The organism is Rhodococcus sp. IEGM 1354, from assembly GCF_030056855.1.
Classification (GTDB): Bacteria; Actinomycetota; Actinomycetes; order Mycobacteriales; family Mycobacteriaceae; genus Rhodococcoides.
In genome coordinates this window covers 76,174-96,334 of the sequence record NZ_JASHKT010000012.1, presented here as the reverse complement: position 1 = coordinate 96,334, position 20,161 = coordinate 76,174, and the positions used below count along the sequence as shown (strand labels likewise).

The 20,161-nt window shown below is 64.4% G+C and carries 20 protein-coding genes and 3 tRNA genes; 10 read left to right on the top strand and 13 right to left on the bottom strand.

The window, feature by feature from the left end; genetic code table 11:
- Positions 1-170: 170 nt before the first annotated feature.
- From QM588_RS21930 to QM588_RS21920, 3 genes are all read right to left on the bottom strand, one after another.
- Positions 171-243 (bottom strand) — tRNA-Arg (locus QM588_RS21930).
- 55 nt (positions 244-298) lie between these two features.
- Positions 299-388 (bottom strand) — tRNA-Ser (locus QM588_RS21925).
- Positions 389-511: 123 nt separating this feature from the next.
- Positions 512-1,276 (bottom strand): dienelactone hydrolase family protein, encoded by a 765-nt coding sequence (locus QM588_RS21920; RefSeq protein WP_027494763.1) that lies wholly within the window; start codon positions 1,274-1,276, stop codon positions 512-514.
- Positions 1,277-1,372: 96 nt separating this feature from the next.
- Between QM588_RS21920 and hisC the strand changes: the two genes are divergently transcribed.
- On the top strand, positions 1,373-2,428 hold the full coding sequence (gene hisC / locus QM588_RS21915) for a histidinol-phosphate transaminase (protein WP_283316501.1): 1,056 nt from the start codon (positions 1,373-1,375) through the stop codon (positions 2,426-2,428).
- Here hisC and QM588_RS21910 read toward each other — a convergent pair.
- Both QM588_RS21910 and QM588_RS21905 read right to left on the bottom strand, forming a co-directional pair.
- Positions 2,417-3,463: an alpha/beta hydrolase gene (locus QM588_RS21910; RefSeq protein ID WP_283316498.1), complete on the bottom strand. Its 1,047-nt coding sequence runs from the start codon at positions 3,461-3,463 to the stop codon at positions 2,417-2,419. The genes hisC and QM588_RS21910 overlap by 12 nt on opposite strands.
- A 292-nt stretch (positions 3,464-3,755) precedes the next feature.
- Positions 3,756-3,959, bottom strand: a complete 204-nt coding sequence (locus QM588_RS21905) for a DUF3072 domain-containing protein (RefSeq protein ID WP_027494766.1) — start codon at positions 3,957-3,959, stop codon at positions 3,756-3,758.
- Between the two features lie 160 nt (positions 3,960-4,119).
- Between QM588_RS21905 and QM588_RS21900 the strand changes: the two genes are divergently transcribed.
- The gene (locus tag QM588_RS21900; protein WP_283316497.1) at positions 4,120-4,479 is read left to right on the top strand and encodes an excalibur calcium-binding domain-containing protein; all 360 of its coding nucleotides are present in this window, start codon (positions 4,120-4,122) and stop codon (positions 4,477-4,479) included.
- A gap of 78 nt (positions 4,480-4,557) precedes the next feature.
- The gene (locus QM588_RS21895) at positions 4,558-5,472 is read left to right on the top strand and encodes a pseudouridine synthase (RefSeq protein WP_283316496.1); all 915 of its coding nucleotides are present in this window, start codon (positions 4,558-4,560) and stop codon (positions 5,470-5,472) included.
- 25 nt (positions 5,473-5,497) lie between these two features.
- Here the strand turns inward: QM588_RS21895 and QM588_RS21890 are convergent, their stop codons facing one another.
- From QM588_RS21890 to QM588_RS21880, 3 genes are all read right to left on the bottom strand, one after another.
- The gene (locus tag QM588_RS21890; protein WP_027494769.1) at positions 5,498-6,310 is read right to left on the bottom strand and encodes a formate/nitrite transporter family protein; all 813 of its coding nucleotides are present in this window, start codon (positions 6,308-6,310) and stop codon (positions 5,498-5,500) included.
- 115 nt (positions 6,311-6,425) lie between these two features.
- A tRNA-Ser gene (locus tag QM588_RS21885) sits at positions 6,426-6,515 on the bottom strand.
- Positions 6,516-6,572: 57 nt separating this feature from the next.
- Entirely contained in the window at positions 6,573-7,085 is a 513-nt protein-coding gene (locus tag QM588_RS21880; protein ID WP_052073810.1) for a MarR family winged helix-turn-helix transcriptional regulator, read from the bottom strand.
- Positions 7,086-7,162: 77 nt separating this feature from the next.
- On the opposite strand from QM588_RS21880, the gene mgrA reads away from it, so the two are divergent.
- Together mgrA and QM588_RS21870 are read left to right on the top strand one after the other, a co-directional pair.
- Positions 7,163-8,197, top strand: a complete 1,035-nt coding sequence (mgrA, locus tag QM588_RS21875; RefSeq protein WP_032366524.1) for an L-glyceraldehyde 3-phosphate reductase — start codon at positions 7,163-7,165, stop codon at positions 8,195-8,197.
- Between the two features lie 115 nt (positions 8,198-8,312).
- On the top strand, positions 8,313-9,302 hold the full coding sequence (locus tag QM588_RS21870; RefSeq protein WP_283316494.1) for an NAD(P)H-quinone oxidoreductase: 990 nt from the start codon (positions 8,313-8,315) through the stop codon (positions 9,300-9,302).
- Positions 9,303-9,375: 73 nt separating this feature from the next.
- Here QM588_RS21870 and QM588_RS21865 read toward each other — a convergent pair whose 3' ends face one another.
- Complete coding sequence (locus QM588_RS21865) at positions 9,376-10,581, bottom strand: cysteine desulfurase-like protein (protein ID WP_032366782.1); 1,206 nt, start codon at positions 10,579-10,581, stop codon at positions 9,376-9,378.
- A 175-nt stretch (positions 10,582-10,756) separates the two neighbouring features.
- On the opposite strand from QM588_RS21865, the gene QM588_RS21860 reads away from it, so the two are divergent.
- From QM588_RS21860 to QM588_RS21840, 5 genes are read left to right on the top strand one after another with little or no spacing between them, the layout of a single operon-like run.
- Positions 10,757-11,335, top strand: a complete 579-nt coding sequence (locus QM588_RS21860; protein WP_027494774.1) for a bacterial proteasome activator family protein — start codon at positions 10,757-10,759, stop codon at positions 11,333-11,335.
- Between the two features lie 59 nt (positions 11,336-11,394).
- Entirely contained in the window at positions 11,395-12,276 is an 882-nt protein-coding gene (wzm, locus tag QM588_RS21855) for a galactan export ABC transporter permease subunit Wzm/RfbD (protein WP_027494775.1), read from the top strand.
- A gap of 10 nt (positions 12,277-12,286) precedes the next feature.
- Positions 12,287-13,093, top strand: a complete 807-nt coding sequence (wzt, locus tag QM588_RS21850; RefSeq protein ID WP_032374153.1) for a galactan export ABC transporter ATP-binding subunit Wzt/RfbE — start codon at positions 12,287-12,289, stop codon at positions 13,091-13,093.
- On the top strand, positions 13,086-13,988 hold the full coding sequence (glfT1, locus tag QM588_RS21845; RefSeq protein ID WP_032374154.1) for a galactofuranosyltransferase GlfT1: 903 nt from the start codon (positions 13,086-13,088) through the stop codon (positions 13,986-13,988). The genes wzt and glfT1 overlap by 8 nt, the downstream gene beginning before the upstream one ends.
- Positions 13,989-14,027: 39 nt before the next feature.
- Positions 14,028-14,891 carry a TylF/MycF/NovP-related O-methyltransferase gene (locus QM588_RS21840; RefSeq protein WP_032366779.1) on the top strand — a complete coding sequence of 288 codons (864 nt, stop codon included), beginning with the start codon at positions 14,028-14,030 and terminating at the stop codon, positions 14,889-14,891.
- Here QM588_RS21840 and QM588_RS21835 read toward each other — a convergent pair whose 3' ends face one another.
- The 4 genes from QM588_RS21835 to QM588_RS21820 all read right to left on the bottom strand — a co-directional run bounded on the left by QM588_RS21835 (position 14,892) and on the right by QM588_RS21820 (position 20,139).
- Positions 14,892-16,781 carry a glycosyltransferase gene (locus tag QM588_RS21835; RefSeq protein WP_032382981.1) on the bottom strand — a complete coding sequence of 630 codons (1,890 nt, stop codon included), beginning with the start codon at positions 16,779-16,781 and terminating at the stop codon, positions 14,892-14,894.
- Between the two features lie 137 nt (positions 16,782-16,918).
- Entirely contained in the window at positions 16,919-17,752 is an 834-nt protein-coding gene (locus tag QM588_RS21830) for an alpha/beta fold hydrolase (protein ID WP_283316493.1), read from the bottom strand.
- Positions 17,749-18,351, bottom strand: a complete 603-nt coding sequence (locus tag QM588_RS21825) for a TetR/AcrR family transcriptional regulator (RefSeq protein WP_283316492.1) — start codon at positions 18,349-18,351, stop codon at positions 17,749-17,751. The genes QM588_RS21830 and QM588_RS21825 overlap by 4 nt, the downstream gene beginning before the upstream one ends.
- Positions 18,352-20,139 carry an N-acyl-D-amino-acid deacylase family protein gene (locus QM588_RS21820; RefSeq protein ID WP_283316491.1) on the bottom strand — a complete coding sequence of 596 codons (1,788 nt, stop codon included), beginning with the start codon at positions 20,137-20,139 and terminating at the stop codon, positions 18,352-18,354.
- Between the last annotated feature and the right edge of the window lie 22 nt (positions 20,140-20,161).

The window sequence follows — 20,161 nt, the reverse complement described above, 5'->3', positions numbered from 1 at the left end:
GATCTGCACGCCGTCTACAGGCCGCCCCTCGCCGGCGTCCCCATTGTTCATCCCACATGCGGACCCGTCGTCGGAGATCTAGACCGGGCAGGGGTCGAGCCGGCCGCAGCTCGGATGGTCGACGAAAAAGCCCCGAACCGCATCGCTGCAGTTCGGGGCTTCTTCTTCTGTGCGCCCGAAGGGATTCGAACCCCTAACCTCTTGATCCGTAGTCAAGTGCTCTATCCGTTGAGCTACGGGCGCATGTTCAGTTGTGTCGGTTCCGAAGAACCAACGTGCCGATCCTTGCGGATCAGCGTGGCGGAGGCGAGAGGATTTGAACCTCCGGACCCGGTGAAGGGTCAAGTCATTAGCAGTGACTCCCATTCGGCCGCTCTGGCACGCCTCCTAGGCTGCCGGCCCTCTCGGACCGCCGAGGAAAGAGATTACACACGGCTGAGGCCAGAAGGCAAAACGGCTGGTCGACGCCCCAGGTTCGCGCGGCGTTCGCGTAAAAGATGCTTGTTGCTCGTCAACGCATGAAGCTGTCGAACCAGTCGAAGATGCGCGTCTGCGCATCGACGAGAGCGGCCTCGGCGGGGTCGGTGTCGTCGCTGCTGCCCGGCTGTTCCCGAGGATGATCGGCGCGATGCTCCACACCGGAGTAGCTGACGACGTTCGTGGCCACTGAGGCGCGCGTGGCGGCATCGCGGAGGGCTTCGATGTGTTCGGGTGGGGTGTGGGGGTCGTTCTCGCCGTAGAGGCCGAGCCACGGTGCCTGCAGCTTGGGCGCGGCGTCGACCAATGCGATGGCGTCCGAATTGAGCGGCTCCACGATCCCTGCTGCGGCGACACTGACAGCCGCTCCGACCGGACGGCTGGTGGCCACGATCAACGCGGCCGTTCCGGCATCGTCGAATCCGATGACGCCGATGCAATCGGAGTACACCCCGCGCTGGACGAGCCAGTCGGAGGTGGCGTCGAAATCGGCGAAGAGGTCGTCGCCGAACACTTCCTTGTCGTCGCCGTGCCCCCGATGGAACAGGTCCGGCGCTACCGCCAGCCACCCTTCCAACGCGAGCGCGCGCAGGAGATCTTTCAGCGACTCGGGTATCTCCCTGGCCTCGTGCAACACGACGATGCCGCCGCGCGGTGACCCATCGGGCTCGACGGCCGTCAACGGCACTTTCTCCTGCGAGACGGGTTTCGATGCGGCCGTATCCACCTCGTCGTCCGCGCCGACTGTGGGCGCGGGGGCGGACCGAAGGACTGCGAAGTCGCTGAAAGTTCCCGACATACTGTACGAAGATAGGACGATCGCGGCCGTCCTGCACAGCTTTGACGCGGACGGGCAGAAGTCGCTCACCGACAGGGTCGGCGCATAATGACTGACGTGACCGTGCACATCCGCCCCGACCTCGACGCCATCCCCGCTTACGTACCCGGCCGCAGCTTTCCCGGTGCGATCAAGCTGGCGAGTAACGAAACGACACAGGGCCCGCTGCCGAGTGTCCGTGAGGCAATCGCGGAAGCAGCCGGCGGCGTCAATCGCTACCCCGACATCCGCGCGACAGCGCTCGTCGAGTCGTTGGCGAAGAAGCTCGGAGTGGCCACGGAGAACGTGACCGCCGGAAACGGCTCGGTCGCGTTGTGCCAGGAGGTCGTCCAGATCACCTGTGGCCCCGAAGACGAAGTGATCTTCGCGTGGCGCTCGTTCGAGGCCTACCCGATCATCGTTCGGGTGACGGGCGCGACGCCCGTTCAGGTGCCGCTGACGTCGGACCACGTGCACGATCTCGACGCCATGCTCGACGCCATCACCGAGCGCACCCGACTCATCTTCGTCTGCAACCCGAACAACCCGAGCGGGACCGTCGTTCAGCGCGACAAGCTCGTGGCCTTCCTGGACGCGGTGCCGCCCAACGTCCTCGTCGTCCTCGACGAGGCCTACTTCGAGTACACCCGGCCCGACGCCGCAGGCAATCACACCGATGGGGTGGAGATCGCTCGCGGTCGGAGCAACGTGATCGTGCTGCGGACGTTCTCGAAGGCGTACGGCCTCGCGGGGTTGCGGGTCGGTTACGCCGTGGCCGATCCCGAGGTGATCACCGCGCTGTCGAAGGTTCGCATTGCCTTCGCAGTCAGCACCATTGCTCAGCAGGCGGCACTGGCGTCGCTCGAAGCCTCGGCCGAGTTACTGGCCCGTACCGATGCCCTGATCGCCGAACGTGATCGAGTGCGCGACGCCCTGGTCTCGGGCGGCTACGACGTGGGCGTATCCCAGTCCAATTTCGTCTGGCTGCCGCTGGGAGAACGTTCGGGTGAATTCGCCGCGGGCGCAGCCGAACACGGCGTGCTGTTGCGTTCCTACGGAAACGACGGAGTGCGGGTCACCATCGGCGACCCGCACGAGAACGACGCGTTTCTGAAGTTCGCTCTACAGTCCTAGCGCGCGCTCGAGCGTCGGCCAGGATTCACGAAGATCGTCCTGCCAGTACGGCCACTGATGAATGCCGTAGGGGCGGTAGGTGAAGGTGGCCGGAATGTCGAGCGAGCGCAGGCGTGTGTCGAAGAGCGTCGTGCAGTACAGCGCTGCAGCTTCGAGCGGCCCGCCCATCGCAGCTTCCTGCACTCCACCGCCGCCGGGGCCCAGCTCGTGCGGGCCGGGTAGGCCGGTGCCGACGGACACGTAGACGTCCTTGCCGCGCAATGCTTCTGCGTTGCGTGACGGATCGTGCTCGATCCATTTCGCGTCGGCGTTCTCGCCCCACATGTTGGTGGCGTTTCCGCCGTTGGTGGCGACCGTGGCGCGCACGGCGTCCTTGAGGTTGTTCTGCGAGTTGTCGTAGCACCCGCTCAAACCGGCAACTCCGGTGTAGAGATCGGGGTGACGCGTGATCAGATCCATCGCGGCCTGAGCACCCATCGACACTCCGCCGATGGCATTGGTGCCGTTACCGGAGAACCGCGCGTCGATCAGCGGCGGCAACTCCGACGTCAAGAACGTCTCCCAGTTGTTGACGCCCAGAACGGGATCGGGCACATTCCAGTCGGTGTAGTAGCTACTCGATCCACCGACGGGCAACACGACATTGACCGGCTTGTCCGCAAAGAAATCGACGATGTCGGTCTTCTGCGTCCACGTGCTTTCCTTGTAATCGGATTCCTTGCCGGCACTGACCCCATCGAGCATGTAGAGCGTCGGACGGGACACGGCCTGCGCGGCCGGCAGAAGAACCTGCACCTGAATCGCCCGACCCATCGCCGGCGAATCGACCCACACAGCCGCACGACGTGGAGTCAACATGTCGACTCGATCGATTCGTGCGGCAGGCTTGGGCGCGGACTGGGCCTGCACGCCAGGTGCCGCCCCGCCACCTTCGGCACTGCCGGTACCCGGAAGCGGCTGCGCTCCGGCGATACCCGACGACAGCAAGCACACAGCCAGCGCAGCCCCCGCTACTGCCAACACACGACGGTGCATCTGATCTGCCATCCTCCCCAGGCACGCCCTCGCGGGCGCAACACAAACAACATCCGTTCCACAACGTACCCACCGCGACGAAGACACGCCGAGGGCTGTGGGTCCGCTCACAGTAGCCGCGAAATCCCGGGTACAAAAGTCTGCGTAATCCTTTGTTACATGTACCGAAAAAATAACGGTCTACCTGGTCGGATGCTGCTGTCGGGAGGTCCCTCAGAAGGCACTCGATGTGACATTCGGTGGACTTTCCGGGGGTCGATGTCACATCGAGTGGACTTCTGGCAACACAGGCTCAACCGCGGCCGGTTTCGCCCTGCAACTTGTCGATCATTTCCGACGCCTGCGCCTTGTTCAGGTCGTCGGGAACTTCCTCCCCGGCCTCCTGGGCGAGGGTGCTCAAGTAGCTCTTCTGCGGACCGGTCATCGGCTCGTCGCCGGTGACCCAGTCGTCGGGATCCTTCTCGGGGTTCTGGTTGACCTGCTCGTTTTCGCTCATACGTTCGTAAATACGCTCTATTGCCGGTTTCCAAACGCATCGACCCTGCGCATTTCGACGAAAGCCTGCCCAGCGCGGCTGTCGATCGCGCGAATGACTTCGTTGACAGTTCAAAGATCCGACGAGAAAGCTCCATCGCACCCCCTCGAATTGGAGCAACATGAAGACGAAGAACCTGCTGGTCAGAATCGGCATCGGAAGCGCGATCGCTGCGGCAGCCATGGTCACCACCCCCGCCCTCGCCTCGGCCGATCCGATCACCGATTTCCTGTGCGGTGCCGGCTCGGCGCAGTTCTGCATCCTTCCGCCGCCGCCTGCCTTCGCTCCCCCGCCCGCACCGCAGGCCGCACCCGCCCCGCGGCCGCAGGGTGCGCCTGCTCCCGCACCTCGGCCCAACGGTGGGTTCCAGTACCAGAACTGTGACGCCGCCCGCGACGCCGGAGCTGCACCGGTCTACCGCGACGAGTACGGCTACGGCCCCCACCTCGACCGCGACAACGACGGCATCGGCTGCGAATAGCGAGTTCGCACTTGTGCAGGTAAATCGCTGTCGGTCGTCTGCACAAGTGCGATCTGGGCGGACGGATACGCTCGCTCGGTGAGACGACGCCAGCAACCGCCCCTTGCGAAGCGCCACGGTCTCGACCCTGCACGCGTCCGAATGCCCGAGGACGGCACCTGGCCCACCGTCCGCGAATTCTTGACGGCGACCGAGCAACGGATCTCGCCGGCGCGCATCGACGAGATGCTCACGACCGGTGAGATCGTCGACATGGGCGGCCCCCTAGCCGCTGATGCGCCGTACGTCCCCGGCGATGCTGTCTGGTTCCACCGCGATCTGCCGACGGAAACCGTTGTGCCATTCGATATCTCGATCGTGCACCGGGACGACGCCATAGTGGTGATCGACAAGCCGCACTTTCTGCCGACGATCCCGCGCGGCGGCCACATTCTGCAGACCGCTCTGGTGCGACTACGCCTCGAACTCGATCTGCCGCAACTGGTACCCGCTCATCGACTCGACCGCGTCACCGCTGGCCTGGTGCTGTTCGTCGTCGATCCGACACTTCGCGGGGCGTATCAGACGTTGTTTCAGGATCGAAAGGTCCGCAAGGAGTACGAGGCCATCGCGGCCTACGAACCGTCGCTCACCCTGCCTACCGAGGTACACAGTCGAATCGTGTCGGACAAGGGTCAATTCACTGCACGCGAAGTGGCTGGAGAACCCAACGCGCACACCGTCGTCGAACTCTTGGAACACCGTGAGGGCATCGGACGGTATCGACTGACACCGTCGACGGGACGAACCCATCAGCTACGTCTGCACATGAATTCGTTGGGCATCCCCATCCTGGGTGACGATCTGTACCCGACGGCAACCGGCCGAGCCGTCGACGATTTCACTGCTCCACTCCAATTACTCTCCAGTGCAATCGAATTCATCGACCCAATCTCGAAAGCTTTGCGCCGCTTCGAGACTCGGCGGAGCCTGGAGCGTTGGGTGCAGAACTGAAGTCCATGACTCTCGGCTCCGATCACTACTCAGAATTCTGGTCGCGCTCGGACTTCACCAGTTCCTTCGTGCGCACCAAGCGCAACGCCGTGACCAACACGACGCCGCCGATGATGTTGAACAGCACTGTGTAGCCGAACCATTCGATCCACTCGCGGTAGCTCACGTCCGCACCCGCGTGGATGGCCCCGAAGATCAGCAGGGAATCGAGAACCGAGTGGAACAACTGCAATCCGGCCAGCAGAAACCCCGCCGCCATGGCGGCGATGATGCGCGCTACGTCGGATTCGGTTCCCTGCTGCATGCGGGTCAGCAGTGTCATCGTGCTGCCGCCGAGAACAGCGAGGCAGATCGACTGAAGATCCAAGGGTGCGTAGACGAAATGATGCGCCGACTCGGACAACACTTCGAGCCATTGCGGAAACGCATGCGCGATCAACCACATCACGAACCAACCGCCGAGCAGATTCGCGAGCAGCGTCCCGACCCACAACTTCGCGAGCTGTGCAGGCGTGCCGTTGCGGGCCACAATCGCGGCAATCGGCATCAGGAAATCCTCGGTGAACAGTTCACCGTGCGCGAGATAGATGGCCACGAGGCCGATTCCGAACGCCAGGCCCGCCAGCAGGTGACTGCCAGTCTCGTCCAGCACCGCCAGGTACGCCATCACCCCCAGAGCGACCTCGAGTCCGCCGAAGAGTCCGGTGATCAGCACGGTGCGTACGGTGCGGTGCAATCGCTCGCCGCCTTCCGTGACGACAGCGTCGAAACTCTCCTCGAGCTCCTCTTCCAGAGGTCCCTCGTTGTCGCCGTCGTTGCGCCGCGCTTCTTCGCTCATTGGCAGGTAGTACCCACCGAACCGGTATCGATACCACGCCGAGAATTCGCTGCTTCACAAACGAACAAACCCGGCCCCACCCTCGCGGGCGGACCGGGCTCGATCAAACAACATATGGCGGAAGCGGAGGGATTTGAACCCCCGGACGCTTTTACACGTCTCTCGCTTTCAAGGCGAGTGCATTGGGCCGCTCTGCCACGCTTCCGTGTGCGATCTTAACGGCCGGGGCGGCACCGGCCCAATCGCCCCTCCGTGCCGGCCGTCAGCGTCGGGGTCTGGTTGCCGACGCGTCCATGGCAGCGTCCACCTTCTGGAAGATGTCGCCCAGGACGTCGAGTTCGGCCGGCGTGAGGAGATCGACCAGATGTTGCCGGACGCTGCGGACGTGCGTGGGTGCTGCCTCCGTCAGTCGTCGTCGACCTTCCTCGGTGATGACGGCGAGGACGCCACGGCCGTCGTGCGCGCACGTACTGCGGCGCACCATGTCCTGGACTTCCATGCGCCTGATCTGGTGGGTGAGGCGACTTCGGGAGGACAGAACCCCGTCGGCCAACTCGCTCATGCGGATGGAGCCGTCGTCCGCCTCGGACAGCATCACCAGGATGCGGTACTCCGCCATCGACAGGTCGTGTCTGTCCTGTAGATCCCTGTTCAATACCTCCATCAATCGTTGACCGCCGTCGACATAGGCACGCCAAGCTCTCATTTCCGCAGTGTCGAGCCACTGCGGGTCCCCCCCGGGACCAATGGCTAATTCGGCCGTCACGCGAGTCATCTTAGGCAGGAAATCTACTCACGAGTAGCTTGCCGTGGTTCGGGGTCCGATTCGCCGATGCGACCTAGGGTCGAGTTATGACAGATCCCTACATCGACCCCCCGTACGTTGCCGCCGCCGATCGCTACGAATCCATGTCGTATCGCCGAGTGGGATCGCGTGGGCCGGTACTGCCGGCTGTGTCGCTGGGCCTGTGGCACAACTTCGGCGACGACGTTCCACTGATGAAGCAGCGCGCGATTCTTCGTCGCGCCTTCGATCTGGGAATCAACCATTTCGACTTGGCGAACAACTACGGTCCGCCGTACGGAAGCGCCGAGAAGAACTTCGGCCGCATCTTCTCCGAGGACTTCGCCGGCTACCGCGACGAGCTGATCATCTCCAGCAAAGCGGGATGGGACATGTGGCCCGGCCCGTACGGCTTCGGCGGCTCCCGCAAGTACCTGCTGTCGTCACTCGACCAATCGTTGACGCGCATGCGACTCGACCACGTCGACATCTTCTACAGCCACCGCCCCGACCACGACACCCCTATCGAAGAGACAGCCGGCGCTCTGATCAGCGCCGTCCAGCAGGGGAAGGCCCTGTACGCGGGCATCAGCTCGTACAAGCCCGAGGGCACGCAGAAGATGGCGGATCTGCTCGCCGACGCCGGTGTTCCGTTGCTGATCCATCAGCCCAGCTACTCGATGGTCAACCGGTGGATCGAACCCGAATTGTTGGGCACACTCGACGCGATCGGCGCAGGCGTCATCGCATTCTCTCCCCTCGCCCAAGGCATGCTCACCGACAAGTACCTCGACGGCATTCCCGCGGATTCGCGCGCAGCACAGGGCAAGTCGCTGAACCCGGACTGGCTCACCGACGACCACATCGGGCACCTTCGCGCACTGAACGACATCGCGTCGGCCCGCGGTCAGTCACTGGCTCAGCTCGCGCTGAGTTGGGCGCTGCGCGACCGACGAGTGACGTCGGTACTGATCGGCGCCTCGAGCGTCGAGCAGCTCGAGAACAACGTCGCGGCACTGGACAATCTGGACTTCTCCGACGCCGAACTCGAACAGATCGACAGCCACGCCGGCGACTTCGGCATCAACCTCTGGGACCTGTAGAAGTGCCTGCGGCAGTGGTGCGTTCGAGAGCCTCCTGGGGCACGTAAACGCACCACTGTTCATCTGGGTCGTTCCGCAGGCTCCACTCCTGCAGCCGGAGGGGCATCATGGATACATGCGTGCAATCACACTGAAAGAATTCGGCGATCCCGACGTCATGGAGTGGACCGAGGTTCCCGATCCACGGCCGTCCCGAGGAGAGGTGATCGTCGACGTCTCGGCCACCGCCGTCAACCGTGCCGATCTGATGCAGCGTCAGGGCAACTACCCGCCGCCCCCGGGTGCCAGCGAGATCCTCGGTCTCGAGTGCTCGGGAATCATCTCCGAGCTCGGTGACGGCGTCAGCGGTTGGAACGTCGGCGACAGGGTCTGCGCGCTGCTGGCCGGTGGCGGGTACGCCGAGCAGGTCGCCGTGCCTGCCACCCAGCTTTTCCCGATCCCTGCGGGCCTCGATCTCCATGTGGCAGCGGCACTTCCGGAGGTCGCGTCCACGGTGTGGTCCAACCTGGTGATGGATGCGCACATGCGTTCGGGGCAGGTGCTGCTGATTCACGGCGGCGGTAGCGGAATCGGTACGCACGCAATCCAGGTCGCGAAACAGATGGGCGTCACCGTCGCCGTGACCGCCGGATCCAAGTACAAGCTGGACATGTGCGCGGACCTCGGTGCCGACATCCTCATCGACTACAAGAATCAGGACTTCGTCACCGAAATCCGTTCACAGACAAACGATCACGGTGCCGATCTGATTTTGGACAACATGGGCGCGAAGTACCTCGACCGAAACCTCGATGCCCTCGCCATGGACGGCACCGTCGTCACCATCGGAATGCAGGGAGGAGTGAAGGGGGAGCTGAACTTCGGCAAGCTCCTCGCCAAGCGCGGCTCGGTACACGCAGCCGGATTGCGAGGACGCCCCGAGACCGGACCGTCGAGCAAAGCCGACATCGTCGCCGACATGACCGCACACCTGTGGCCGATGATCTCCGAAGGTCGCGTCACCGCCGTCGTGCATGCCGAAATCCCGATAACCGAAGCAGCACAAGGCCATCGGATGCTCGACGACGCCGAGACAATCGGGAAGGTCATCCTGCGCGTGCAGTGATGTGCGTCCGAGGGTCGTGAGTGGAACTTCGTAGTGGGCTACGAAGTTCCACTCACGTGCGGCGCAGCCGCTCTCACAGGGCGAGCGCAGCGAGAGCTTTCACGAGCTGATCGATCTCGTACCGGGTGGTGTAGGGAGCGAGTCCGATGGTGACGGCACCACCCTCGTCGTTGACGCCCAGGGCGTCGAGCAGACGACTGCCACCGTGGACCCCGCTGACGCTGCCGATTCGAGCCTGCGCGAGTTGCTCGGACACCTTCACCGCGGGCATACCGTCGACGGTGAAGCTGACGGTCGGGATACGCGTGGGCGCAGTGCCGAGCACCATGACGTGGTCGAGGGTGGCGAGCGCAGCCATCAGATGCTCGAAGAGCCGATCCTGATAATGCTGCAGCGACCCGATGGACAGCTCGAGCCGCTCACGGCGAGTGCCCGTCGCTGCGTCGTCCAGATTGGCGAGGTAGTCGATGGACGACACGACACCGGCCAGCAGCGCGTACTGATGACCACTGACCTCGAGCCGTTCCGGCCCCTTCGCCGACGGGTTCAGCGACATCGACGGCAACTGGTCGAGCAGAGTCGGATCGCGGAAGATCAGCGCACCCACCGACGGCCCACCCCACGCCGCCGCGTCGATCGCGACGACGTCGGCTCCGAGTTCCTTGATGTCGACGTGTGCATAGGGGGCTGCTCCGGCGGCATCGACGACGATGAGTCCACCGACCTCGTGCACCAGATCCGCCGCGACGCGAACGTCGGGAGCGCTACCCACGATCGGCGACGCCGCGGTGACCGCGACGAGCCGGGTGGTGGAGGTGATGAGTTCCTCGAACTGCCACGTGGGCAGCTCGCACGTATCGATCTCGACCTCGGCCCAGCGCACGTGTGCGCCGGTTCGGCTGGCGACCCGCAGCCACGGCGCGACGTTGGCTTCCTCGTCCAGACGCGAGAGCACCAGGCCGGTTCCCAGCCCGAGCCGGGAGCTCAGAGAATCGGCGAGCCATGACAGCAGCGTCGCCCGATCCGGTCCGATGACCACCCCGGACGGATAGGCACCGACCAGATCTGCGATTGCGACGCGGGCGGATTCGAGCAGAGCAGCACTCCGCTTGGCGGCGATGTTGCCGGCCGAATGATTGGACGCACTGTGCCGGAACGCCGTGGAGACGGCCGTCGACACGCGATCCGGAATCAGCATTCCCAGCTGAGGGTCCAGATGAATCCACCCGTCGCCGAGGGAGGGAATGGACCCTCTGACCCGTGCGACGTCGTACCCCATGCCGGACACTCTAAGCGCCGACCCGCCGAGGGTGTGTTTCACGTCCCGTTTCCCCAGGGAACGGCAGCCAACAACGCACGCTTCGATCCTCCTGCTTCCCCGGTTGCGAACGACCGAACCAGGATAATCGCCCCTGTCGATCGCGCAACGGCAGGCGACGCGTAAAGATGGATGCATGACGCAATCCGAGTCGAACAATGCACCCGGCGATCACGTCGTCGTGATCGGCCCCAACGGAGAGCCACTCGCATTGAGCCGCGAGGAAGCCACCGCTGCTGCAGCCCGCGCTTCCGGTTCGGCGGCAAACGAGGAGTCGTCCGACGGATCGGACCTGTCGGAGATGGTGGAACAGCCCGCCAAGGTGATGCGCATCGGCACGATGATCAAGCAGCTTCTCGAAGAAGTGCGCGCGGCACCTCTCGACGACGCCAGCCGCAATCGGCTCAAGGAAATCCACAAATCGTCCATCCAGGAGCTGGAGCAGGGCTTGGCCCCGGAGCTGCGCGACGAGCTCGAGCGTCTGGTGCTGCCGTTCGGCGACGACGTCGTCCCCACCGATGCCGAATTGCGGATCGCCCAGGCTCAGCTCGTCGGCTGGCTCGAAGGACTGTTCCACGGCATCCAGACGGCACTGTTCGCTCAGCAGATGGCCGCACGGGCCCAGCTCGAGCAGATGCGTCAGGGCGCATTGCCTCCCGGTGTCATGCCCACACCGGGCGGCGGCCACGGCAGCGGTACCGGCCAGTACCTGTAACACCACACACACGCTCGCAAAATGAGCTGCATGGTCGATTACAGGTAGTGTCGACCGTCGTGTCGGCACCAGCGAAGGATCCCGAGAGCGAGGCAGGAGAACAGATGCCTGCTCCGGTTTCGGACTCACAGACTTATCGGCGCGCGTTCGGCGATCTGCGGACCGGTTTCAACCAGCGTGAGCTGTGGCTGCATCTCGGCTGGCAGGACATCAAGCAGCGCTATCGACGGTCGGTGATCGGTCCGTTCTGGATCACCATCGCCACCGGCGTGCAGGCCATTGCGATGGGCCTGCTGTATTCGGTGCTCCTCGACATCGATCTGCGCGAGTTCCTGCCGCACGTGACCGTTGGCCTGATCATCTGGAACCTCATCAGTGCCGCGATTCTCGAGGGCGGAGACGTCTTCGTCGCCAACGAGGGTCTCATCAAGCAGTTACCCAGCGCGCTCAGCGTGCACGTGTACCGCCTGGTGTGGCGTCAGCTGCTGCTACTCGGCCACAACCTGCTGATCTACGTGATCATCATCGCGATCTTCTGGCCGCCCGGCGGGCTGCACTGGACGGTGATCTTCGCGATCCCGGCGCTGGTGCTGATTCTGCTCAACGCCGTGTGGGTGTCGATCCTCTTCGGCATCATCGCCACCCGCTACCGCGACATCGCCCCGATCCTCGGCAGCTTCGTCACGCTGATGTTCTTCATGACGCCGATCGTGTGGACCACGTCGGGACTCGTGCAGATGGGCGGCGAGGCCGCGAAACGCGCCAAACTCGTCGAGATCAACCCACTCTTCCACTACCTCGACATCATCCGGGCCCCTCTGATCGGCGAGGACCAGCAGGCGTACCACTGGTACATCGTGCTCGGGTTCACCGTCGTCGGGTGGGCGCTGGCCATCGTCGCTCTCAAGAAGTACCGGGCCCGCGTGCCCTACTGGGTTTAGGGGTCAGCAGTTGTCCATCAGCATCAGTACTCATGACGCATGCGTCGACTTCCCGATCTTCGACGCCAAGACGCGGTCCTTGAAGAAGGCGTTCCTCGGCAAAGCCGGCGGTGCCATCGACCGGAACTCCTCCGACGTCGTCGTCGTCGAAGCCCTCAAGAACATCACGATGAACCTGAAGGACGGCGATCGCGTCGGCCTGGTGGGACACAACGGTGCCGGCAAGTCGACGCTGCTGCGGCTGCTCTCGGGCATCTACGAGCCGACGCGTGGCAGCGCCACCATCCGCGGCCGCGTCGCGCCGGTGTTCGATCTGGGCGTCGGTATGGACCCGGAGATCTCCGGTTACGAGAACATCATCATTCGTGGGCTGTTCCTCGGCCAGACCCGCAAGCAGATGCTCGCGAAGATGGACGAGATCGCCGACTTCACCGAACTCGGCGACTACCTCGACATGCCGCTGCGCACCTACTCGACGGGTATGCGGGTGCGCGTCGCGATGGGCGTCGTCACCAGCATCGACCCGGAAATCCTGCTGCTCGACGAGGGCATCGGTGCCGTCGACGCGGAGTTCATGAAGAAGGCCCGGCACCGACTGCAGCAGTTGGTGAAGCGCTCGGGAATCCTGGTGTTCGCCAGCCACTCCAACGAATTCCTGGCTCAGCTGTGCGACACCGCGATGTGGATCGATCACGGCCAGATTCGCCAGCAGGGCGGCATCGAGGACGTGGTGCGGGCCTACGACGGCGACGACGCCGGGGACCACGTCGCGCAGATCTTGAAAGAGATCGAGCGGGAAGATACAGCCGGTGCCTGACAAGATCGTCGGGGTCATCGTCACGCACAAGCGTCGGGAGTTGTTGGCTCTGTCGTTGGACGTCATCGGTGCCCAGACGCGTCCGCTCGATCATCTGGTCGTCGTCGACAATGCGAACGAGCCGGCCGTCCGTGAATTGGTGGACTCGACGGCCCTGCCGACGACGTACCTCGGCTCGCAGCACAACCTGGGTGGCGCAGGCGGATTCGCGCTCGGCATTCTGTACGCCCTCTCGCTCGGTGCGGACTGGGTGTTTCTCGCCGACGACGACGGCCGCCCCGAGGGCCCGAAGGTGCTCGAGACCCTCTACGACTGTGCGCTCGCGCACGGACTGGACGAGGTCTCCCCCGTCGTCTGTGACATCGAGGATCCGGATCGCTTGGCGTTTCCGCTGCGACGCGGCGTCGAGTGGCGTCGTCTTCGCTCGGAGTTGATCGACCCGGAGAATCCGGACGACGATCTGCTCGAAGGCATCGCGTCGTTGTTCAACGGTGCCCTGTTCAAGGCGTCGACGATCGATGCGGTGGGCGTGCCCGATCTGCGGCTGTTCGTGCGCGGCGACGAGGTGGAGGTACACCGCCGATTGCAGCGCTCGGGCCTGAAGTTCGGAACGTGTCTCACGGCCGCGTACGTCCACCCCAACGGGGCCGAGGAGTTCAAGCCGATCCTCGGTGGGCGGATGCACACGCAGTACCCGGAGGATGCGACCAAGCGGTACTTCACCTACCGCAACCGCGGTTACTTGATGTCGCAGCCAGGCATGCGAAAGCTGTTGCCGCAGGAGTGGATTCGCTTCACCTGGTTCTTCCTGATCACCACCAGGAATCCTCGCGGTCTGGCGGAGTGGTTCCGGTTGCGCGGACTCGGCCGTCGAGAGCACTTTCGTAAGCCCTGACGTGTTTGCGAACGCGTCCCCACCGGCTACCGTGTGCCCATGACGGAACCTCGGAAGCTCGCGGATCGCATCAAGTCGTCGGCTCGAGAAAAACTTCAACGAGCAATCGGTGAGGTTCTGGCGCAGCAGACCGCGCAGCTGGCCGAGCAGACCAGCGATCAGCAAGCGAAATTGCTCGACGTCCTCGAACGTCAACGACGTGAGATCGACGATTTGCACGCCTTCATTCGCGGTCTCGAAATGCGGATGCGTCGCGACATTCCGTACGCTTCCGACGTCGAAGCCGCCGCCCAGAGCGCAGAGTTCGCCGAAGAGATGATGCCGGAGGCCCCGACCTTCCTGCGGCCGCACGCCACGCTGCGATTCGCACTCGGTGAGGTCTCCATCCGCGGCATGGCGCTCGAGTTCGGAGTGGCCAGCGGGACGACGCTCGAGATCATCGCCGAGGAATTGGCGTCGCGTAAGGACATCACCGTCGTCGCCGGATTCGACGTGTTCTCCGGCCTACCCGAGACCTGGCGTACGGGCTTTCCGAAGGGACTCTTCGAGCAGGACACGATCCCCGAAGTGCCCGGCGCACAGATCGTCCCGGGGCTGTTCGAGGATTCGCTGCCGGGATTCCTGAAGGGCCACCACGAGAAATTGGCCTTCCTGCACCTCGACGCCGACCTGTACTCGTCGACGGTCACCGTGCTGGACCTCGTGGCCGATCGACTCGCAGTGGGCACCGTCATCGTGTTCGACGAGTACTTCAACTTCCCCGGCTGGCGCAACCACGAGTACCGGGCGTGGACGGAATTCGTCGCACGCACCGGCACCGAATTCGACTACCTCGGGTACACCGCCGACAACGAACAGGTCGTCGTACGGATTCGCACGGCACCCAAGGTCCGGTCGAACTAGCTACTGCCCGTAGAGGCGAGCCCAGTTCTCGCGGCTCGTCAGCTGTGGGACGGCGGCGCGGTACGACGCTGCCACGGCGGGTGTCTCGGTGCGCAGACGCTTGAGTGCCGACACCCCGCGCTTGAGCAGCTCGACGGCATGTGCCTTGTTGCGCTTGCGAACTCGCACGCCCTCTTGCGAGCGGTCGGTGACGATCGCGTGGGAGAACAGCGAGACGTGCCACCAGTGCGCGTCGTCGGCCGAGATGGAAACGGGGCCCGGATCCACCGTGCCGCGCCACTGGTTGAGGACGCGCTTGGCGAGCACGGCGAATTCCATGCTCTTCTTCGGGTGCGGGCCGGCCGGGGTGATGAACATATCGGCCGGACGCACCCCCGGTACGTCGTTGGCGTTGTGCCGCTTGGTTTCTCCGTACGCTGCGCGCTCGCGCCGAATGGAACCGGCCGCGTCCATGCCGCCGTCGAGCAGATGTTCCGGACCGGCCAGGAAGTCCTCGACGGACTTGATCAGCGTGTACGCCATGCCATACTGCATCGACACCAGGTAGCGAAGCAGGTCGGTGAACAGCTGCTTGGCGAGCGTCTTACCGTCGAGTTCGATGTGCAGGGCGGCGGTGATCATGCCGTTGCGCAGGTTGAAGTAGCGGTGCCACTCGTCCCAGTCCTTCCACGCGAAGTCGGCGTGCCACACCGCTGCGCCCGGCAGCGTGACGGTGGCGAATCCGTTTGCGCGCGAACGGTATCCGTACTCGATGTCGTCCCACTGGAAGAACAGCGGCAACGGGTAGCCGACCTGCCCGACGATCTCCGACGGGATGAGGCACGACCACCAGCCGTTGTATCCGGCGTCGACGCGGACGTCCTGCTGACGCTTGCGCTTGAATGCGCTCTTGTCCGATACCGCGTTCTTGACGTGGACTCCGGCCTCGAGCTTCTGCAGGTTGGCCACCTCGGCACCGACGTGCACGCGGTCGGGGTGCAGCAGGTACAGCATCTGGGCGCCGATGATCGCCGGCTCGACGGTCATGTTTGCGAACGAGTTCATGCGCACGATCGCCTCGGGCTCGCACAGCACGTCGTCGTCCATGAAGATCACGTTGGCCGGATCGCCGCCCTTGCCCTGCACCTCGTAGAGCCCGCGAGTGAATCCGCCCGCGCCGCCGAGGTTGGGCTGCGTGATGTAGACGAGCTTGTCGCCCAGTTCGGCCGCGACGCGCTGGAACTTCTCGCGCGTCTGCACCTGATCGGTGCCCTGATCGACGACGTAGACGTTGTCGACGCCGAGCAGAGCGATCGGGTCGTCGGCCATTGCTGCGACGGTGTTGGCGCAGTCGTCGGCGCGGTTGAACGTGCAGATCACCACCGAGGTGGGTCGCAACTTCTCGGGAGCGGCGACGGTCCACTCCGCGTCCTGTACCGACAGCTCGCTCGACGTCGTGGTGAAACGAACGAACAGTGCGCCGCCGTCGAGGAACTGCGTGGTGGCGACGGGAACGGCCAACTGAGTCGACGCGTTCGCGGAATCGACCGTTGTGCTGGCCATCGTGCGCTCGTGACCCTTGTAGTCCGTGGCCACCAGATCGATCCGGCCGGCACCGGCGACGGTCGCCCGGAACACCACCTCGGTGACGGTGGTCCACCGCTGCCAGTAGCTGGCCGGGAACCGTCCGAAGTAGCTGTTGGTATGTACGACGCTGCGCTTGGCGATCCGGACACCGGTGCGGGTGCGCTCGGCGTTGCCCTTGCGGACCTCGCTGTACATGTCTGCGCTGACCAGGGGCGACGGGCCGTCGAACAGAAGCCTCTGAACTGTCAGTTCGGCCGTGTCGTCACCGCCGGCGGTAGCCGGCACGTCCGAGGAACCGAGACGATCGAGAGCAGTGCCGTCCATACCGAGAAATACCCCATCCAGTTCGAGTAGTGACAGTTCGAGCGATCACAGGTGTGGCCGTACCGAGAAGAAGACCACTGACCATGGTTGCACAGCCCACGGCCGATCCGTCCGACGCTCGCCGCACTGCCCGCCACCTACTCCCCTTCCCGCACCCTCTCCAGCAGCACACGAGCGGCATCGGCCGGGTGCGTGTACGGCCACCAGTGGCCCGCCTCGACGTGAACGACGCGCAGGTCGGGGATCCACCGATCGAGACCCTCGGTGAGGTTCGTCGACAGCATCGGGTCGTGTGTCGGGACCACCACGGTGGTCGGGACGAAGCACCGCGGATCGGGTCCACGGAACACCCGCCGCAGCACGTTGGCCCGGTACAGCGCGATGCCGCGCTGCTGGTCGGCCGCCGTCGGGGTCGGCTCGCCCTCGGCCTGCAGTCGGGCCAGCAGAGCCGGTATTCGCGATCGCAGGACGGGCACGTGAAACCCGAAGACGTACCAGGACCTGGCCAACTGCCCCACCAGTGACGGCCATCGATGCGGCCGGACCGACCGCGCCCGTGCCACCTGCCGCAGATGATCCAGACTCGGCCCGGACACCGACGTGTACGACGCGAATGCGGTGCTCGCCCGAGGCGAGGCCATCGCCTCCCACATCTGGACCGACCCCCAGTCGTGGGCGAAGACGTGCACCTTGCCGGTGAGGCCCGGAATCGACTCGACCACCGCGAAGGCGTCCCGCGCCAGCTGCTCGATGGCGACGTCTGCCGCGGGCTCCAGCACGGACGCTCCGCTGCCTCGTGTGTCGTAGGCGATCACCCGGACCGCGTCACCCAGCGCGGTGATCAGCGGATCGAACACGTGATGGTTGTCGGGATAGCCGTGCACCAGCAGCACTGTGGACTCAGCCGCCGGGTCCCCGTATTCGAAGACGGGAAGCTCGGCACCGGCGATGCGTACCGTCCAGTGGGTCATCCCGCGTCGGTCAGGGCATGCAGTGCGCCACCGCGCAGCAGGTGGGCAATCATCTTCAGCCGCATGGCTTCCTGCTCGGGCTGCGGATGGACCACGGCCGCCAATGCCTCGCCGTCGAGCAGGTGGACGACGCTGAAGACCACCGTTTCCAGATGCTGCGGATCGATCACGCCGGCAACGGGAAGCGCACGAGCAAGTTCGGCGATCTGCTCGTGATATCGAACGGTGAACGGCTGCAGTCTCTCTCGCAGCTCGTCGTCGCTGCGGGCGGCGGTCAACAGCTCGTACCAGGCCCCGTTGATCGGGGCGCGGCACGCAGCTCTGAGCAGTTCGAGACAGTGCTCGATGGACGCGCTACCGAAACCGGACAGGCCGCGGCGAAACTCCTCGAACTGACGACGACGAACCTCGTCGGCTGCGGCGACGATCAGGTCGAGCCTGGTGTCGAAATGCCGAAACATGGCACCGGACGACACCCCGGCCCGGCTGACGATTTCATTGACACTGGTTGCGGCGTAACCCTTCTCGCACAACGATGCGATAGTCGCGTCGAGCAGTTTTCCGATGGTCTCGGTTCGGCGCTGTTGTTGACTCGCCACTCACACACGCTCCCGGCGTCGCGGGGCCGTGGGAGTGCCTGCCCGCAGGAAGCTACCGGCCCGCTCCGACACACCGAACCAGGGCGCAAAGGTGCCGCCGGAGAACACCACTCGGCCCGCGACCAGAGTGGCGGTGACTGCTCGGTCGTTGCGATTGACCATGCGACTCAGGCCACCGAATTCCGGCATGGTCTCCTCGCGATAGGCCAGGACATCCTCGTTCAGGCCCTCCGGGTCGATCACGACGATATCGGCACGGTCCCCCACCCGCAGGTGACCGGCGTCGACACCGTAGAAGTCGGCCAGTTCGCCGCTGAGCTTGTGCACTGCCTTCTCCACGGTCATGAACGGCCGGCGATCGTTTCGCGCGTCGTGCACACGGTGCAGCAACCGAATGCCGAAGTTGTAGAACGCCATGTTGCGCAGATGAGCGCCGGCATCGGAGAAACCAACGGTCACCCCGGGCTGATTGATCAGCTTGTCCATCTGCCGCTTGCGATGATTGGCAACCGTCGTGTGCCAGCGCAACTTTCGGCCGTGCTCGACCACCAGATCGAGGAATGCGTCCACCACGTGCACACCGCGCTCGGCCGCGACCTCCGCGATGTTCTTTCCGACGACCGAGGCGTCGGGGCATTCGGTGATCTCGGCGTCGGCGAAGTCGCGATGCCAGACGCGCGAGCTGAACTTCTTCTCGAAGTCGGCACGGAACCAGCGGCGGTAGGCCTCGTCGGACAGCAACTCGTTGCGGCCCAACTCTTCTCGCAGATGCAGTGCGGCGCGGCCGGAGCCGAACTCCTCGAACACCACGAGATCGATGCCGTCGGAATACACGTCGAACGTGGTGGGGAGGTGCTGCCAGCGGAACTGGCCCTTGCCCGGGCCGTTGACCATCCGGGCGAGCGGGCCGAAGACGCGATGGATCCACGGCGACGCCTTGGCATCGGCCGCCGCCAGTAGCGAGATCTTGAGCGGAGTGCGGCCGACCCCGGTGGCCGAGGCGAGGAAGAACAACATGTCGTACTTGGTGTTCAGGTTCGGAATGCTCTGCAACAGCCGACCGCGTCGACGCAGAATCTTGTGCAGAGAACGGAATTCGCTCCACCGGGCATACGAGGACGGTAACGAACGAGACCGGTATCGATCGCCGTCCAACTTGTCCCATGGGTTCGTCATGGTCGACATTCCGAGCAGCCCGGCATCGAGCGCCTTCTCGAGCGCGTCGGACATGGCACGCCATTCCTCGCGGGTGGGCTTCTGACTGCGGTCGGTCGAGCGGTCGAGCCCCATGACATGCGCCCGTAGATCCGAATGACCCACCAATGCAGCGATATTGGGACCGAGAGGCAGGCGCTCGAGGGCTGCGATGTACTCCTCGGGACTGTTCCAATTTTTGTGCGCATCGACGGCCTTGAGCACATGATCGCGCGGCAGCGCCTCGACCCGACTGAACAGGTCCGCGATGTCGACCGGAGTGGAATAGAGCGTCGACAACGAACAGTTGCCCAGGAGAACCGTCGTGACCCCGTGCCGGACGGATTCTTCGAGGCCCGGCCCGACCAGCACCTCTGCGTCGTAATGGGTGTGTACGTCCACGAACCCCGGCGTGACCCACTTGCCGGTGGCGTCGACCACCTCGGTCGTCGCGCCCGCCTCGAGCGGAGTGGACGACACGGCCCGCACGACGCCGTCGACGATGCCCACATCCGCCCGAACTCCCGGACCGCCGGATCCGTCGAACACGGTTCCACCGGAGATGACGACATCGAAAGGAATGTTCGGGCTCATGTGACCTCCGTCATAGAATGAC

Coding starts and splice junctions, on each gene's coding strand:
- QM588_RS21920 (WP_027494763.1), bottom strand. CDS start 1,276: ATGTCGGGAACTTTCAGCGACTTCGCAGTCCTTCGGTCCGCCCCCGCG.
- QM588_RS21910 (WP_283316498.1), bottom strand. CDS start 3,463: ATGCACCGTCGTGTGTTGGCAGTAGCGGGGGCTGCGCTGGCTGTGTGC.
- QM588_RS21905 (WP_027494766.1), bottom strand. CDS start 3,959: ATGAGCGAAAACGAGCAGGTCAACCAGAACCCCGAGAAGGATCCCGAC.
- QM588_RS21900 (WP_283316497.1), top strand. CDS start 4,120: ATGAAGACGAAGAACCTGCTGGTCAGAATCGGCATCGGAAGCGCGATC.
- QM588_RS21890 (WP_027494769.1), bottom strand. CDS start 6,310: ATGAGCGAAGAAGCGCGGCGCAACGACGGCGACAACGAGGGACCTCTG.
- QM588_RS21880 (WP_052073810.1), bottom strand. CDS start 7,085: ATGACTCGCGTGACGGCCGAATTAGCCATTGGTCCCGGGGGGGACCCG.
- mgrA (WP_032366524.1), top strand. CDS start 7,163: ATGACAGATCCCTACATCGACCCCCCGTACGTTGCCGCCGCCGATCGC.
- QM588_RS21870 (WP_283316494.1), top strand. CDS start 8,313: ATGCGTGCAATCACACTGAAAGAATTCGGCGATCCCGACGTCATGGAG.
- QM588_RS21865 (WP_032366782.1), bottom strand. CDS start 10,581: ATGGGGTACGACGTCGCACGGGTCAGAGGGTCCATTCCCTCCCTCGGC.
- QM588_RS21860 (WP_027494774.1), top strand. CDS start 10,757: ATGACGCAATCCGAGTCGAACAATGCACCCGGCGATCACGTCGTCGTG.
- QM588_RS21840 (WP_032366779.1), top strand. CDS start 14,028: ATGACGGAACCTCGGAAGCTCGCGGATCGCATCAAGTCGTCGGCTCGA.
- QM588_RS21835 (WP_032382981.1), bottom strand. CDS start 16,781: ATGGACGGCACTGCTCTCGATCGTCTCGGTTCCTCGGACGTGCCGGCT.
- QM588_RS21830 (WP_283316493.1), bottom strand. CDS start 17,752: ATGACCCACTGGACGGTACGCATCGCCGGTGCCGAGCTTCCCGTCTTC.
- QM588_RS21820 (WP_283316491.1), bottom strand. CDS start 20,139: ATGAGCCCGAACATTCCTTTCGATGTCGTCATCTCCGGTGGAACCGTG.